A 376-nucleotide genomic window follows, 5' to 3' on the forward strand; every position below is an offset into this window, starting at 1 on the left:
GACCAGCTCCGCGCCGAATTCCTGCAGCGCCAGCTCATAGCCCCAGTCACGGAAGCCACCCTCGGTGAACTTCATGATGTTGCCCTTGTGCACCAGCGTGACCGACGGCTTGTCGTTGTCGATTGCATACTGGATCGCCTTGCGCACCAGCCGCTGCGTGCCCTCGCGCGAAACCGGCTTCACGCCGATGCCCGACGTCTCCGGGAATCGGATTTTCTTGACGCCCATCTCGTCCTGCAGGAACTTGATCAGCTTCTTGGCGCCTTCGCTGCCAGCCTCCCACTCGATGCCGGCATAGATATCTTCCGAATTCTCGCGGAAGATCACCATGTCGATCTTCTCCGGCTCGCGCACCGGCGAGGGCACGCCCTTGAAG

General features: G+C 61.4%; 1 protein-coding gene. It reads right to left on the bottom strand.

Translation table 11 applies throughout. The features are described 5' to 3' along the window. Nucleotides 1-376 (bottom strand): isocitrate/isopropylmalate family dehydrogenase (locus AB4Z35_RS31175; RefSeq protein ID WP_442101322.1); only part of this gene is annotated, 376 nt, incomplete at both ends.

The organism is Pseudomonas sp. KB_15 (genome assembly GCF_052114525.1).
In the GTDB taxonomy this organism is placed as follows: Bacteria; Pseudomonadota; Gammaproteobacteria; order Pseudomonadales; family Pseudomonadaceae; genus Aquipseudomonas.